Raw genomic sequence first — 13,387 nt, 5'->3', positions numbered from 1 at the left:
ACCGACAATGAGAAACGTGACCGCGATCGCAGTCTGTCCGAGGACGGACCGCGCGCTCGTCAAATATGCTGTTCCGGTCACGCCGGCATGAGCCGGACCGTCCTCCAGAAGGTGGGGCCGATCCGGATGCAAGGGCACACCTCTGAGGGGAGACGCGTCGTGGAACTCTCGAAACAGCGCCGCGGCGAACGTCGCACCAAGTTCGGCGAGGCCGCCGTCGAGATCATCGCCACCCAGGGACTGCGGGCCCTGACCCACCGCACCGTCGACGAGACCGCGGGTTTCCCCTCCGGATCGGTCAACTATTACGCCCCCTCGCGCAGCCGACTGCTCGCCTTGGCATTGGAAACGGTCCATGCGCAGCTGCGGTCCATCGCGATGACCGCGTTCGGTCCACTCATGAGTCCCGGGCCGCACTCCCCCGATGAGGTGATCGAGTGTGGGACCGTCTTCGTCGAGACGGCGCGACTCGAGTTTCCCGACGTGGTGACGGCGCGCCACGCGCTGCTGGTCGAGGCCCAGTTCTATCCCGAACTCGGGGACATGATCAACGACCACCGACAGGAGCTGATCCAGCTCTCGATCGCCGTCGGTGCGGCGTTCCGCCCCGAGCACCCCGAGGACGCCGCAAATCTGGTGGTGGCCCTGATGGACGGGCTCATCCAGCAACTGGTCCTCGGCAAGTTGGAAACGGTCACCCGCCCGATGGTCAAGATGGCGATGTCGCACATCTGCACCATCGGCAGCGAGTCGTCACAGTGGACGACGTCCGCGCGGCCGTCCGTCGCGCTGACATCGCCACACGACTGATCGACCCAGTGGCGTCATCGACCCAGTTGGCGATCCACTCAGTTGGGTTCCGGCGGGAGCGCGTCGCCGGGAAACCCCCGGGCCGGATGCACCTCGAACGTGAACACCTCGGCGAGCACACCGGGATCGTCGTTCATCAACGCCGTCGTCGTGTCGACGTCGCGGTCGAAGATGCCCACCCCGCAGACGTCGGAATCGTCGAGGACCGGGAGCACCACCGACAGCGCCCCGGCGGCACGTAGCGCGAAGTTGCGCCGGCCGTGTTCCCAGATGATCGATTCCGCTTCCGGAGTCTGATATCTCGGGCCGGCCCGCAGGATGACGACGGAGTACGGCTGCGCGTATTGCAGGCTCGTCCGCATCTCTTCGTCGGTGATGATCGGTAGCTCGGGCATGTGCATACCAGTATCCACCAAAACGCGGGACCGCTGGTTCAGTCCACGGAATCCGATCCGACCGACGACGACGGTGCCGCAGCGGATGATCCACTGCGACACCGTCGGTGTCGTCGACCCGGGTCAGGCCGCCGAGATGGCCTGCTGCTCGGACGACTCCAGCGCCGACGCGATGATGTCGGCGACATCGACCATCGGTCTGACCTCGAGGGCGTCGAGGACCTCGGCGGGCACGTCGTCGAGATCGGGCTCGTTGCGCTGCGGGATGAACACCGTCTTCAGCCCGTTGCGTTGTGCGGCAAGCAGTTTCTGCTTGACCCCGCCGATCGGCAGGACCCGCCCGTTCAACGTGACCTCACCGGTCATGCCGACGTCGGCGCGCACCTTGCGGCCGGTCGCCATGGAAACCAGGGCGGTGACCATGGTGACGCCGGCGCTCGGACCGTCCTTGGGCACCGCGCCGGCCGGCACGTGCACGTGGATGGCCTTGTCCAGCACCGCCGGATCGACCCCGAGTTGCTCGGCGTGGGCGCGGACGTAGGACAGCGCGATCTGCGCGGATTCCTTCATCACATCACCCAGTTGGCCGGTCAGCTTCAGACCGGCGTCGCCGTCGACACTGTTCGCCTCGATGAACAGAACGTCGCCGCCCATCCCGGTGACGGCCAGTCCGGTCGCCACGCCCGGCACCGCGGTCCGCTCCTCCGATTCGGGGGTGAAGCGCGGACGGCCGAGGTACTCCTTCAGGTCGGCCTCGTCGATCACGATCGGCGCGGTCGCCTTGCCGGATTCCAGGTTGGTGGCGGCCTTTCGGAGGAGCTTGGCGAGCAGTCGTTCGAACTGACGCACACCGGGTTCGCGGGTGTAGTCGGCAGCGATCTCACGCAGCGCGTCCTCGGTCACCGTGACCTCGTCGGCCGTCAACGCCGCCCGATCCGCCTGCCGCGGGAGCAGGAAGTCGCGGGCGATCGCGACCTTGTCGTCCTCGGTGTAGCCGTCGATGGTCACCAGCTCCATCCGGTCCAGCAACGCCGACGGGATGTTCTCGATGACGTTGGCGGTCGCGAGGAACAGGACATCCGACAGGTCGAGGTCCAGATCGAGGTAGTGATCACGGAAGGTGTGGTTCTGCGCGGGGTCGAGGACCTCGAGCAGCGCCGCCGCCGGGTCACCGCGATAGTCCGAGCCGACCTTGTCGATCTCGTCAAGCAGCACAACCGGATTCATCGATCCGGCCTCACCGATGGCACGCACGATGCGTCCGGGCAGTGCGCCGACGTAGGTACGCCGGTGACCGCGGATCTCCGCCTCGTCGCGAACCCCGCCCAGGGCGACGCGCACGAACTTGCGGCCGAGTGCTCGCGCGACCGATTCCCCGAGCGACGTCTTACCGACGCCGGGAGGTCCGGCCAGCACCATCACCGCGCCGGAACCGCGTCCGCCGACGACCTGCAGACCGCGGTCGGCGCGCCGGGCACGCACAGCCAGGTACTCGACGATGCGGTCCTTCACATCGTCCAGCCCGTGGTGGTCGGCGTCGAGGATCTCGCGGGCACCCTTGATGTCCGTCGAATCGACGGTCCGTTCACTCCACGGCAGGTCGAGCACGGTGTCGAGCCAGGTGCGGATCCAGCTGGTCTCCGGCGACTGATCGCTTGCGCGTTCCAGCTTGCCGACCTCACGCAGCGCGGCCTCGCGCACCTTCTCGGGCAGATCGGCCGCCTCGACGCGGGCACGATAGTCGTCGGCACCCTCGGGCTCGTCGTCGCCGAGTTCCTTGCGGATCGCGGCGAGCTGCTGGCGCAGCAGGAATTCTTTCTGCTGGCGCTCCATTCCGTTGCGGACATCGTCGGCGATCTTGTCGCTGACCTCGGTCTCGGCGATGTGCTCACCGGTCCAGTCGATCAGCAGGGTCAGCCGCTCACCGACGTCGGGCGTCTCCAGGAGCTGTCGCTTCTGGACGTCGGTCAGCCACGACGAGTAGCCCGAGGTGTCCGCCAGGTCCGACGGCTCGGTCATCTTGTTTACGGCGTCGATGATCTGCCATGCCTCGCGACGTTGCAGCATCGCCAGCACGAGCTTCTTGTACTCGCCGGCGAGCGCCTTGACCTCGTCGGTGATCTCCGGGTCGTCGACCTCGGTGACCTCGACCCACAGGCCGGCACCGTTCCCGGGGGTCCCGGTTCCGATGTGGGCACGCTTCTCCCCCTTGACGACGGCCGCAATTCCCGCGCCGGGCATCCGTCCGACCTGCACGATCGAGGCGATCACGCCGTAAGTGGGATAACGGTCGTCCAGACGTGGAGCGACCAACAGTTTCCCGGACTCACTGGACCGGGCAGCGTCCACCGTCGCCTGAGCTGCGTCGTCGAGCGGGATCGGCACAACCATGCCGGGCAGGACGACCAGGTCGGGAACGAACAGGACGGGCGCTGAATATGTCTGTGACATCTGACCTCCAAAGTTCAGTCTGACCGACTCAACCCTGGTGGCGGAATGTTTGTTCCCGGGGATATTTCGCCAGAAGCGGAATTGTCATGTTCTGGTCACCGACGCGGCGGCGATCGCCTCACGCGGTGCGGTGACCGCGATATCCGGGACGCTCCCGTCGTCTAGCGGTGGCGACGGACCGTGATCGCCGTACCCAGGTCAGCGGGGTCCGTGCTGTCGAATGTGCACGTCAGCGGGTAGGTGCTGGGGTCGTCGACATGGACGTAGCAATAGATGTCGTACCCACCACCGGGCCGCTCGCCGATCGCGATCTTCAGCTCTTTCCTGATCGGGCTCGTCAGATAGACCTCGAAGACCATCGAACTCAAGTCGGTGATGCACACGGGAAACGATTCACTCGCGTCGATCCACAGGTCATGAACCTGAGGCGCATCGTTCGTCGTCGCGAACGGGAACTCCCCGTTGGCGTTCACACAGTGACCATCGATCGCCCGGACACCACCTTGCGCACCCGCCCCGAGGTCCAACGTCAGTTTCTTGTGCACCCGGTACTCGCCGACCCCGAGGTTCGAGCTGCCGAAGGGCGAGGCGTCACCGGGCCGGGCCGTTGCGGTTCCCGCGGTCGATCCGCTCGACAACACGAGGAGTGCGGCGCCCGCGACCACGGCGGCCGACCGTGCCCACCTCGCCGCCACACGACCTCGCAATCGGCCTCGCGCGTCGACCGATGCATGTGTCATGGTGGGTGCCCCTCGGTTGGCTGTGCTCAGAAGGTACCCCGGCGACGACGCTCATCCAGTGCGATTCGTCGGCCTCGAGAGTTCGTCCTCGATCGAGAATTCAGACCGAATCAAGCAGATAACCCACCCATCCGATCCCAATCCGCATCCGAACCACGTGCATGAACCTTGAATCCCATAGTTCAATGAGTGCCATGAAAACCATCGGTACCCGATTGACCGTGTCGTTTCTCTGTTTGTTCGCGGCCCTCGCCGGCGGGGTGGTGATGAACAGCCCCAAGGCGTCCGCGGCAACCTGCTCCGACGTCGCAGTCGTCTTCGCCCGGGGCACCGTCGAGCCTGCGCCGCCGATCGGCCTGACCGGCCAGTCCTTTGTCGCGTCCCTCCGGTCGCAGCTGCCGGGCAAGTCGGTCGACGCCATCGGTGTGAACTACCCCGCGAGCAGCAACTTCAATGACCGTCCCAAGTTCGTCAGGACCGTGACGAACGGCGTCAAGGAAGCGCAGCGGCAGGTCAAGACCATCGCCGCCAACTGCCCCGGCACCCGGATCGTCCTCGGCGGCTACTCGCAGGGCGCGGTGGTCGCCGGATATGCGACGAGCGGCAAGATCGCGATCCCCGACCGCTACCGCCAGTACGAGTCCGAGGTGCCTGCGCCGCTGCCCGCCGACGTGGCCCGCCACGTGGCCGCGGTCGTCCTCTTCGCGCCGCCGTCGGACCGGTTCATCAACGACATCGGTGCGCCGAAGATCCGCGTCGGAGCACCCTATGAGGCCAAGACCAAGCGGTACTGCATTCCCGGCGACACCATCTGCAACGGAGCACCCGTAGGCCAGCCCAACGGTCTCCACGTTCTCTACACCGTCAACGGCATGTCGCTCGACGCCGCGCGCTACGTCGTCGGACGGTTGTAACCACCCCGTCGTGCCGATGACTTCCCCGGTCGCGGCTGGTCACAATTGTTGATGGCCACCGCGACCGAGGAGGCACGACCATGGGCAAAGTCATCACACACATGACCATGTCGCTCGACGGCTTCATCGCCGACCCGAACGACGATGTCGGGGAGTTGTTCGCCTGGTACGACGCGGGCGCGACCGCGGTGCCGAGCGCCAACGAGGACATCGGATTCCACGTGGACGACGCCGACGCCGACATGCTCGCGGAATTGACCGGCAATGCGGGCGCCCTGGTGTCCGGACGGCGTCTGTTCGACGTCGCCGACGGATGGGGCGACAACCATCCGGTCGGCGCGCCAGTCGTCGTCGTCACGCATCAGCCGCCACCCGACGCCGCGACCCGATGGCCTACGACCACATTCGTCGACGACGTCGGCACCGCGATCTCACGCGCACGTCAGATGGCCGGCGATCGCGACGTGATCATCGCGAGCCCGACCATCATCCAGCAGGCGCTCGACCTCGAGCTGGTCGACGAGATCTGTGTCAGCCTCGTGCCGGTGCTATTCGGTGACGGGATCCGCTACTTCGGCCCGCTCGCGAACGGCCATCAGCTCCTCGACGACCCCGACCGTGGTACCAGGGCGCCGGGCGACACACCTGCGTTACGTCATCGCCGCCAGAACAGGTGATGCGTGACATTGCTGCTCGGACTGGGCACGACGTCACAGTGATAGCGGTCGAGCAGTTCGTCGGGCGATTCCCAGAGTCGTGCACCGGACCCGAGTTCGACGTCGTCGGCCACCGCGACGTGCAGGGTGTCGACGAGGCCGGCGTCGAGAAACTCGCGGACCGTGGTCGCGCCACCGCCGAGCCGGACGTCCATTCCGCCGGCCGCCGCCTGCGCCTTTTCCAGCGCCGTCGCCGGATCGTCGTCGATGAAGTGGAACGTCGTGTCGGACAGGCTGAACGACGGCCTGAGGTGGTGGGTCAGCACGAACACCGGCGTGTGGAACGGCGGCTCATCGCCCCACCAGCCGAGCCAGCTGTGGTCCTCCCAGGGCCCGCGATGCGGGCTGAACTTGTTGGCGCCCATGATCTCCGCCCCGATGTTGTGGGCGAAGTCGCGGGTCAGATAGTCGTCGAGTCCGCGACTGCCCCCGGAGTCGGTGCGATTGGGCCAGCTCGCGGTCGCGCCCGCCCACGACATCATGGTCATCGGGTCGGCATGGCCGAACGGTGTCTCGAGGCTCTGGCCGTCGCCGGCACCGAAGCCGTCTCGCGACACGGTGAAGTTCTGGACTTTCAGCAGTTGACTCACGATGATCCCCTCACGCATTCGATGGTGATGGTGTGACTCGCGACGATGTCGAATCTCATCGGCCGACGCCCAGAGCGGGGACCGGGTTACGCCGATGAGCCGTAGTTCAGCCCCTCACCGAGCACGAACGCACCGGTGACACCGTAGAGGTCCGGATCCAGATTGCACACGGTGAGGATCGCGTAGAGGCCGTTCGGGATGTCGTCAAAGGTACCGGTCACGGTGTTCGGGGCGGCGCTGGTCGCGAATCTCGCCAGATGACTCGCGGTGACCGCGTCGGCTTCGGCGAGATCGGTCAGCAGTTTGACGACGTCGACGGGGCCACCCTGGATCAGGGAGATGAGACTCGGCCCGATGATGGGTGCGGCCTTGATGACGTCGACGACGGCGGTACTGCAGAAACCTCGGCTGATGATCGACGACCTGGGCACGTCGGTGACCGTGTACTTGATCTGACGCCCGGTCACCTGGACCGAGAAGCCCACGCCCTTCGCGGCCCCGACGACGGGTGTCGCCCCGGGTCGCGGCGGCGATGCATCGGCGACCGCCGGCGCCGTGAAGGCGACCACGGCGAACGCGGCGAGAATGACTGAGATCCGGACGAGAATGTTGCGGCGCATCACGTTTCCTTGCTCGAGTCGGCGCCCCCCTCGAGGCTCGACGTTAGGTCATGACGCGCGTCTGTGCGCCACATTTCGGAACCGCCGAATCCGATCGCAGAAAACAGTTCCGTTGCGACCGGTCGGGGTGTACATGTTTAGGCGACTCGAAACACGGGCAGTCCGACGGTGAGCGAAGGAGGTCATCATCGTGACTGCGCGTGACGCCGACAGTCCGCCCTCGGTGGTGTGGCCCGACCCATCCCCGCTCGACGATTGGTGGAGCACCGTGATGTCCGGTGACGACGATCCGACGGCAGGGCTGTACGACCCCGAGATCGCCGCCGACACCCCGCCCGATGTGCCAGGAGCTGCATGACCGTCATCGCGACCACCGAATCCGAGGTGCTCGACTTCGCGACCCGCTGGGCCCGCTACGGCGGTGGGCCGCCCGCCGAGATCAGGGAACGATTCGGCATGACCGACCGCGAGTTCTTCCGGCAGGTGCTCGACATCCTCGACGAGTCTGCGCGGGACCTCGATCCCGCGCAGATCCACCGGCTCCGCCACGTGGCGCGGCAACGACTCTGGTTGAAGCGCGTCACCTAGCGGCCCTTTGCCCGACGTGCGGCACGGACGCGTGTCGAACCGACCACCTCAGTCCCGCTACTCCGCTTCCCACTCGAACCCATCCGGGTCGGTGAACGCGCCCGCGCTGCTGCCGACGGTGAGGCGGTGCGATCCGCTGCCGTCGGCGTCGACGCCGGCATCCTTGGCGGCCGCACGTCGACCATAGAGCGCCAGCTTCACCGAGCCCGGCGCACCTTCGAACTCGACATACTTGCGGCCGAAGCTCTTGGCGACCGCGAGGCCGTGGTCGACATAGAACTGCTTGCTCGCTGCGACGTCGTCGGCGCCGATGAGAAACACGATGTCGTCGATCTGCCGGGCCGGAGCCCCGGTGTCCTTCTTGCTCGACGACGCCACTTTCCAGATGCTGCCGTCAGGTGCCGCGACGACTCCGCCGTAGCCCCAGAACGACTTCTTGACGGGCTTGAGCTCGGTCGCACCGGCATCGAGAGCCGGGTGGACCAGGGAGTCGACGACGGCCGGATCGGCGACGACCAGGGAGAGGACATACCCACGGAAGCCCACGGTGGGCGCCTGCGCGGTCCGGAACCTGATCTGGTCACCCAGTCCGAATGCTTTGTCGTAGAAGATTCTTGCGGCTGAGATGTCAGGAACGTCGAGGGTGATGCTGGTGATTGATGTCATGCGGACAACGCTAGGCCCGCCCGGACGGTCCACGCTTCTTGATTCCTGCTCGATGCCCGATCACTGCGTCATCAGGTGATGAGCGCGCCTCGGAACGGCCGGAAGAAGTCGCGGAGTTCCTGCGCATAGAGCGCGGGCTGTTCGAACGGCGCGAAGTGACCACCGCGCCCCGGCTCGGACACGCTGACGACATTGGCGGTCCGGTGGAGCCACGCGCGCGGCGGCATCAGTACGTCGCCACGGAACAACGAGAATCCCGAGGGCACCTCGACCCGACGCGCGTACTGCTCGAGAGGTATCGCAGCGTTCGCGTGATAACTGCGCATCGACGACCCGATGGTCCCGGTCACCCAGTACTGCGTGAGCAGCGTGAGGATCTCGTCTTTGGTGAACGCGGTCTCGACGTCACCGTCGCAGTCGCTCCACGCACGCAGTTTCTCGACGATCCACGCCGCGAGTCCCGCGGGCGAGTCGATGAGCCCGATCGCCGCCGTGTTCGGCTTCGTGCTGTGCATCGCCGCATACGCACCCTCGGTCCGGCCCCAGACCGCGCCGGCGTCGATCCAGGCGCGCTCGTCGTCGGTGAGGTCGGCCGGATCGCCCGAATACCGGGGCAATCCGGCATCCATTCGGTGGACCGCGACGACACGATCGGAGTGGTCGAGTGCCAGATAACGGCTGACGTGGCTGCCCATGTCGCCACCGGCGGTGACGAACCGGTCATATCCGAGTTGAGTCATCAGTTCGGCCCACAGCGTCGCGACGGCGATCGAGTCCAGCGGGTGCGGCGGGCGGTCGGAATAGCCGAACCCCGGCATGTCCGGGACGACGACATCGAACGCATCGGCCGGGTCGCCACCGTGCGCACCAGGATCGGCGAGCAGCGGGATCACCTTGAGGTAGCGCCAGAACGAGTCCGGCCAGCCGTGATTGAGCAACAGCGGCAGGGCCGGTCCGGATCGATCGGTGGCGCGGGCGTGGATGACGTGAACCCCGACACCCCCGACGTCCACCTTCAGGTGAGGAAGCGCGTTGATGGCGGCTTCCTCTTTCCACCAGTCGAATTCATCCGCCCAGTACTCGACGAGCTCTCGGAGGTAATCGGCATCGGCTCCGAGTGACCACCCGCCCGCCGCGGTGTCATCCGGCCATCGGGTGGCCCGTAGCCGGGCGCGCAGGTCGTCGATGACGCCCGGGTCCGTCCGGATGCTGAACCGCTGGGGTCGAACCGGACCGTCGCTCATGCAGTCATGGTGGACAGCGACGGCCATCCCGACGGTCCACTCGACCCGGCCGGGTACTCGTCGAGCGGCACCTGGTCGGACTTCCACGCCTCGATGATGGGTGCGACGATGCGCCAGCACTGTTCGGCGGAGTCGCCACGAACCGCCAAGGTGGCGTCGCCGTCGAGGATGCCGGACAGCACCTCGGCGTAGGCGTGCACCGACCCCTGGCCGAGGTCGGCGTCGAGGGTTGCACCACGCAGGTCGAACGGGTGGGTGCCGTCGTGCACGTTGACCTGCAGCGACATCGTGTCCGGCCCGAACTTGAAGTGCATGACGTTGGGTCCGGTGTCACCACGGAACTGGTCCGGCAGATGTCGCACCGGCCGAAAGGTGAGGGCGATCTCGCGGACCGCCGGCTCGATGGCCTTACCGGAGCGCAGGGTGAACGGCACACCCTCCCAGCGAGCGGTCCGCACCTCGAACGTGGCCTCGGCGAGCGTCTCGGTCTGACGCGACGGGTCGACCCCGTCCTCGTCGGCGTAGGACGGAAGTCGGTGTCCCCCCACCTCTCCCGCCGTGTAGCGGGCACGCCTCGACGCGGTGAGCGGGTCGTCGCCCCACACGCGGGTGGCGCGTAGCGTCGCCGCGGTCGCGTCGCGCAGATCCCGCTCCCCCAGCGATGCCGGCGGGTCCATCGCCACCACCGACAGCAACTCCAGCAGGTGACTCTGCAGCATGTCGGTGAGGGCACCGGCGTTGTCGTAGTAGCCGGCGCGGCCCTCCAGGCCGAGCGTCTCGTCGTATCGGATGACCACCGACTCGATGTGCTCGGCCGACCAGACCGGCTCGAACACCCGGTTGGCGAATCGAACGCCGATGAGGTCCAACAGGATCGACTGACCGAGGAAGTGATCAACGCGGAAGATCTGGTTCTCCGGGAGCAGCGCGGCGAGCTTCTCGTTGAACGCGTGCGCACTCGCCTGATCGGTGCCGAACGGCTTCTCCAGTGCCAGGATCGTGCCCTTCGGCAGATCGATCCCGGTCATCGCGTCACACGCCTGCTGCGCGATCGCCGGCGGTACCGCGAAATACAGCACCGGCCGACCCTCGGTGGCGGCCAGGATCGTGCGGATACCGTCGGGCGAGGAGATGTCGGCCTGCAGGTACGTCGTCTGCTCGGCCAGTCGCTGTGCGCCGGGCGCCGGGTCGGCGTCGAACGAATCACGCACCCGGGCGCGCCAATCGTCGTCGGATACCGCCCGTCGGCCGACGCCGACGAGCCGGACGTCGCGATCCGGGTCCAACGCCAGCAGTTGTTCGAGCGCCGGAAGGAGCAGGCGCGACGTGAGATCGCCCGTCGCGCCGAGGATGAACAGAGTCGTCTCGGCCATGCCCGACGGTAACCCGTGACAAACCGCGCTGGGCCGAACTCGCCGATACACGATGCCCGCGTGGGTGAGAATCGAGGTATGCGCGCCAACATCGAGGACTACGCACTGGTCGGCGACTGTCGGACCGCGGCACTTATATCCCGCCGCGGCGAGATCGACTGGTTCTGTGTGCCCCGCTACGACTCGCCGTCGATCTTCGCCGCGTTGCTCGGCGACGAAGAACACGGATGCTGGACGTTGGCACCGCGGGACGGTACGGCGCAATGCAGTCGTCGATACTCGGGCGACACCCTCGTCCTCGTCACCCGCTGGGAGACCGGCACCGGGGTCGCCGAGGTCCACGAGTTCATGCCACTCGACGGCGGGCGGGTCGACCTGGTTCGCCGGGTGGTCGGGGTGTCCGGACACGTCGAGTTCCAGACCGACCTGCGGATGCGCTTCGACTACGCGCGAGCGGTGCCGTGGGTGCTACAGGTCGGCGACTCCGACGGTCCCGCGTTGCGAGCCATCGCCGGACCGGACGCGGTGGTGGTGCGCGGCGTCGCGCTGCACCCCGACGGTCACGTGCATCGCGGGTTCTTCACCGTCGAACCCGACGTCACCGTCGACCTCACACTCACCTGGTATCACTCGCACCGACCGGAACCGGAACCGCTCGACGTCGACGCCGCCCTCGACCACACGGTCGGCTGGTGGATCGGATGGTCGCGTCGCATCGAGCACGCCGGCCCACATCACCAGCAGATGGTTCGCTCGCTGATCACGTTGCGCGCGTTGAGCAATCTCGACACCGGTGGCATCGTCGCGGCCGCGACGACGTCACTGCCCGAACAGTTCGGCGGCGCTCGGAACTGGGACTACCGCTATGTGTGGCTGCGAGATGCGTCGCTCACCCTGGAGGCGCTGACCCGCCACGGATTTCTCCACGTCGCCGAGCACTGGCGGATGTGGCTGCTGCGCGCGATCGCGGGGAACACCCGGGAACTGCAGATCATGTACGGCATCGCCGGCGAGCGCGACCTCGCCGAGCGCGAGTTGCCGCACCTGCCCGGCTATCAGAACTCTGCGCCGGTCCGCATCGGAAACGGTGCGGTGCATCAGTATCAGGGCGATGTCATCGGCGAGGTGCTTTGCGGTCTCGAGTCGGCCCGGGCGGCCGGACTCACCGAGATGCCGATGTCGTGGTCACTGCAGAAGGCCCTGCTCGAACAGGTCGAGGCGAATCTGGAACGGCCCGACAACGGGATCTGGGAGATGCGTGGCGAGCCACACATGTTCACCCACTCACGCGCGATGATCTGGGCCGCGTTCGATCGCGGGGTCCGCGCAACCGAGCTGTACGGGCTCGACGGTTCACCCGATCACTGGCGTGAGCTGCGCGACCGTGTTCGGGCCGAGATCGACAGCGACGGGGTCGATCCGGTCACCGGCCGGTTCGTGCAGTTCGCCGGGACCGACGAGGTCGACGCATCGTTGTTGGTGCTGCCGCAGGTCGGGTTCTGCGCCTTCGACGATCCGCGGATGCTCGCCACCGTCACCGCGATCGAGCAGAACCTGATGCACGGCGGGCTGGTGCGGCGCTACCGCACCGGTTCGGGTGTTGACGGCCTCGCCGGCGGCGAGCACCCGTTCCTGGCGTGCACATTCTGGCTGGTCACGCAGTACGCGATGAGCGGTCGCCACGACGACGCGGCCGCACTCATGGAGCGTGCCTGCGCGACGGCCAATGACGTCGGCCTGTTCTCCGAGGAGTACGACGTCGACACCGGCCGGCAGGCCGGCAACACGCCGCAGGCCTTCTCGCACCTCGCGTTCGTGCGGGCCGCCGACGCCCTGGCAGCGCATTCGGCGAAGGACTGATCGGCCACCCGGCGAGGTCGTCGATGACCGTTGTGACACCACCTTCCCTCGCGCCGACTATTGCGCTGCCCGGTCTGCCGCGCGAGGATGGACGCAGCGAGGCTTCACCGGGCGACCACCGCCCGGGTCGGAGGGTGGCGCCACGCAGCCACACAGTTCGGTGAATTCCCAAGGGAGACACGACCGATGAGAAGAAGAATCTTGGCCTTGCTCGCCGCGTGCGCCGCTGTCGCCGGCATCGGACTGGCCGGCTCGGGCCCGGCCACCGCCGCGTGCATGGGCAACGGAATCGACGACCTCACCGCGGAGCCCTGCGGGGACTGAGCCACCGGCCCCACCGCCCACCGCTGATTGAGTGGCCCGGAGGCCGCCCACCGCTGATCGAGTGGCCCGGAGGCCGCCCACCGCTGATCGAGTAGC

General features: G+C 67.0%; 15 protein-coding genes. 7 read left to right on the top strand and 8 right to left on the bottom strand.

The features are described 5' to 3' along the window. Nucleotides 1-159 precede the first annotated feature (159 nt). Nucleotides 160-810: a TetR/AcrR family transcriptional regulator gene (locus tag D7316_RS20790; protein WP_164473831.1), complete on the top strand. Its 651-nt coding sequence runs from the start codon at nt 160-162 to the stop codon at nt 808-810. Nucleotides 811-848: 38 nt separating this feature from the next. On the opposite strand, the gene D7316_RS20785 is transcribed toward D7316_RS20790, so the two are convergent. The 3 genes from D7316_RS20785 to D7316_RS20775 all read right to left on the bottom strand — a co-directional run bounded on the left by D7316_RS20785 (nt 849) and on the right by D7316_RS20775 (nt 4,396). After that, the gene (locus D7316_RS20785) at nt 849-1,205 is read right to left on the bottom strand and encodes a hypothetical protein (protein ID WP_124711481.1); all 357 of its coding nucleotides are present in this window, start codon (nt 1,203-1,205) and stop codon (nt 849-851) included. A 123-nt stretch (nt 1,206-1,328) separates the two neighbouring features. Further along, on the bottom strand, nt 1,329-3,656 hold the full coding sequence (gene lon / locus D7316_RS20780; protein ID WP_124709939.1) for an endopeptidase La: 2,328 nt from the start codon (nt 3,654-3,656) through the stop codon (nt 1,329-1,331). Nucleotides 3,657-3,817: 161 nt separating this feature from the next. Next, complete coding sequence (locus D7316_RS20775) at nt 3,818-4,396, bottom strand: hypothetical protein (protein WP_124709938.1); 579 nt, start codon at nt 4,394-4,396, stop codon at nt 3,818-3,820. Between the two features lie 194 nt (nt 4,397-4,590). Between D7316_RS20775 and D7316_RS20770 the strand changes: the two genes are divergently transcribed. Together D7316_RS20770 and D7316_RS20765 are read left to right on the top strand one after the other, a co-directional pair. Then, a complete protein-coding gene (locus D7316_RS20770; protein ID WP_124711480.1) occupies nt 4,591-5,310 on the top strand; it encodes a cutinase family protein in 720 nt (239 codons plus the stop codon). Between the two features lie 80 nt (nt 5,311-5,390). Next, the gene (locus tag D7316_RS20765) at nt 5,391-5,987 is read left to right on the top strand and encodes a dihydrofolate reductase family protein (RefSeq protein WP_197718278.1); all 597 of its coding nucleotides are present in this window, start codon (nt 5,391-5,393) and stop codon (nt 5,985-5,987) included. Here D7316_RS20765 and D7316_RS20760 read toward each other — a convergent pair. Further along, nucleotides 5,966-6,616 (bottom strand): dihydrofolate reductase family protein, encoded by a 651-nt coding sequence (locus D7316_RS20760; RefSeq protein WP_124709937.1) that lies wholly within the window; start codon nt 6,614-6,616, stop codon nt 5,966-5,968. The genes D7316_RS20765 and D7316_RS20760 overlap by 22 nt on opposite strands. Nucleotides 6,617-6,702: 86 nt before the next feature. After that, on the bottom strand, nt 6,703-7,236 hold the full coding sequence (locus tag D7316_RS20755; RefSeq protein ID WP_124709936.1) for a hypothetical protein: 534 nt from the start codon (nt 7,234-7,236) through the stop codon (nt 6,703-6,705). 190 nt (nt 7,237-7,426) lie between these two features. Here D7316_RS20755 and D7316_RS27215 point away from each other — a divergent pair, with 190 nt between their 5' ends. Beyond that, complete coding sequence (locus D7316_RS27215; RefSeq protein WP_164473830.1) at nt 7,427-7,594, top strand: hypothetical protein; 168 nt, start codon at nt 7,427-7,429, stop codon at nt 7,592-7,594. After that, on the top strand, nt 7,591-7,824 hold the full coding sequence (locus tag D7316_RS20750) for a DUF3263 domain-containing protein (protein ID WP_124709935.1): 234 nt from the start codon (nt 7,591-7,593) through the stop codon (nt 7,822-7,824). The genes D7316_RS27215 and D7316_RS20750 overlap by 4 nt, the downstream gene beginning before the upstream one ends. 57 nt (nt 7,825-7,881) lie before the next feature. Here the strand turns inward: D7316_RS20750 and D7316_RS20745 are convergent, their stop codons facing one another. The 3 genes from D7316_RS20745 to D7316_RS20735 form a co-directional block, all read right to left on the bottom strand. Further along, the gene (locus D7316_RS20745; RefSeq protein WP_124709934.1) at nt 7,882-8,490 is read right to left on the bottom strand and encodes a VOC family protein; all 609 of its coding nucleotides are present in this window, start codon (nt 8,488-8,490) and stop codon (nt 7,882-7,884) included. Nucleotides 8,491-8,561: 71 nt separating this feature from the next. Next, the gene (locus tag D7316_RS20740; RefSeq protein WP_124709933.1) at nt 8,562-9,734 is read right to left on the bottom strand and encodes an epoxide hydrolase family protein; all 1,173 of its coding nucleotides are present in this window, start codon (nt 9,732-9,734) and stop codon (nt 8,562-8,564) included. Beyond that, nucleotides 9,731-11,107 carry a glucose-6-phosphate dehydrogenase gene (locus D7316_RS20735; RefSeq protein WP_124709932.1) on the bottom strand — a complete coding sequence of 459 codons (1,377 nt, stop codon included), beginning with the start codon at nt 11,105-11,107 and terminating at the stop codon, nt 9,731-9,733. Before D7316_RS20735 ends, D7316_RS20740 begins: the two co-directional genes overlap by 4 nt. A gap of 78 nt (nt 11,108-11,185) precedes the next feature. Between D7316_RS20735 and D7316_RS20730 the strand changes: the two genes are divergently transcribed. Further along, nucleotides 11,186-12,967: a glycoside hydrolase family 15 protein gene (locus D7316_RS20730; protein WP_124711479.1), complete on the top strand. Its 1,782-nt coding sequence runs from the start codon at nt 11,186-11,188 to the stop codon at nt 12,965-12,967. A 186-nt stretch (nt 12,968-13,153) separates the two neighbouring features. After that, entirely contained in the window at nt 13,154-13,291 is a 138-nt protein-coding gene (locus D7316_RS27210) for a hypothetical protein (RefSeq protein ID WP_164473829.1), read from the top strand. The last annotated feature ends 96 nt before the right edge of the window (nt 13,292-13,387 follow it).

This window comes from Gordonia insulae, assembly GCF_003855095.1.
GTDB classification, from domain to species: domain Bacteria; phylum Actinomycetota; class Actinomycetes; order Mycobacteriales; family Mycobacteriaceae; genus Gordonia; species Gordonia insulae.
Note: the sequence above shows the minus strand (reverse complement) of the source record. Positions and strands in the feature narration are given on the sequence as shown.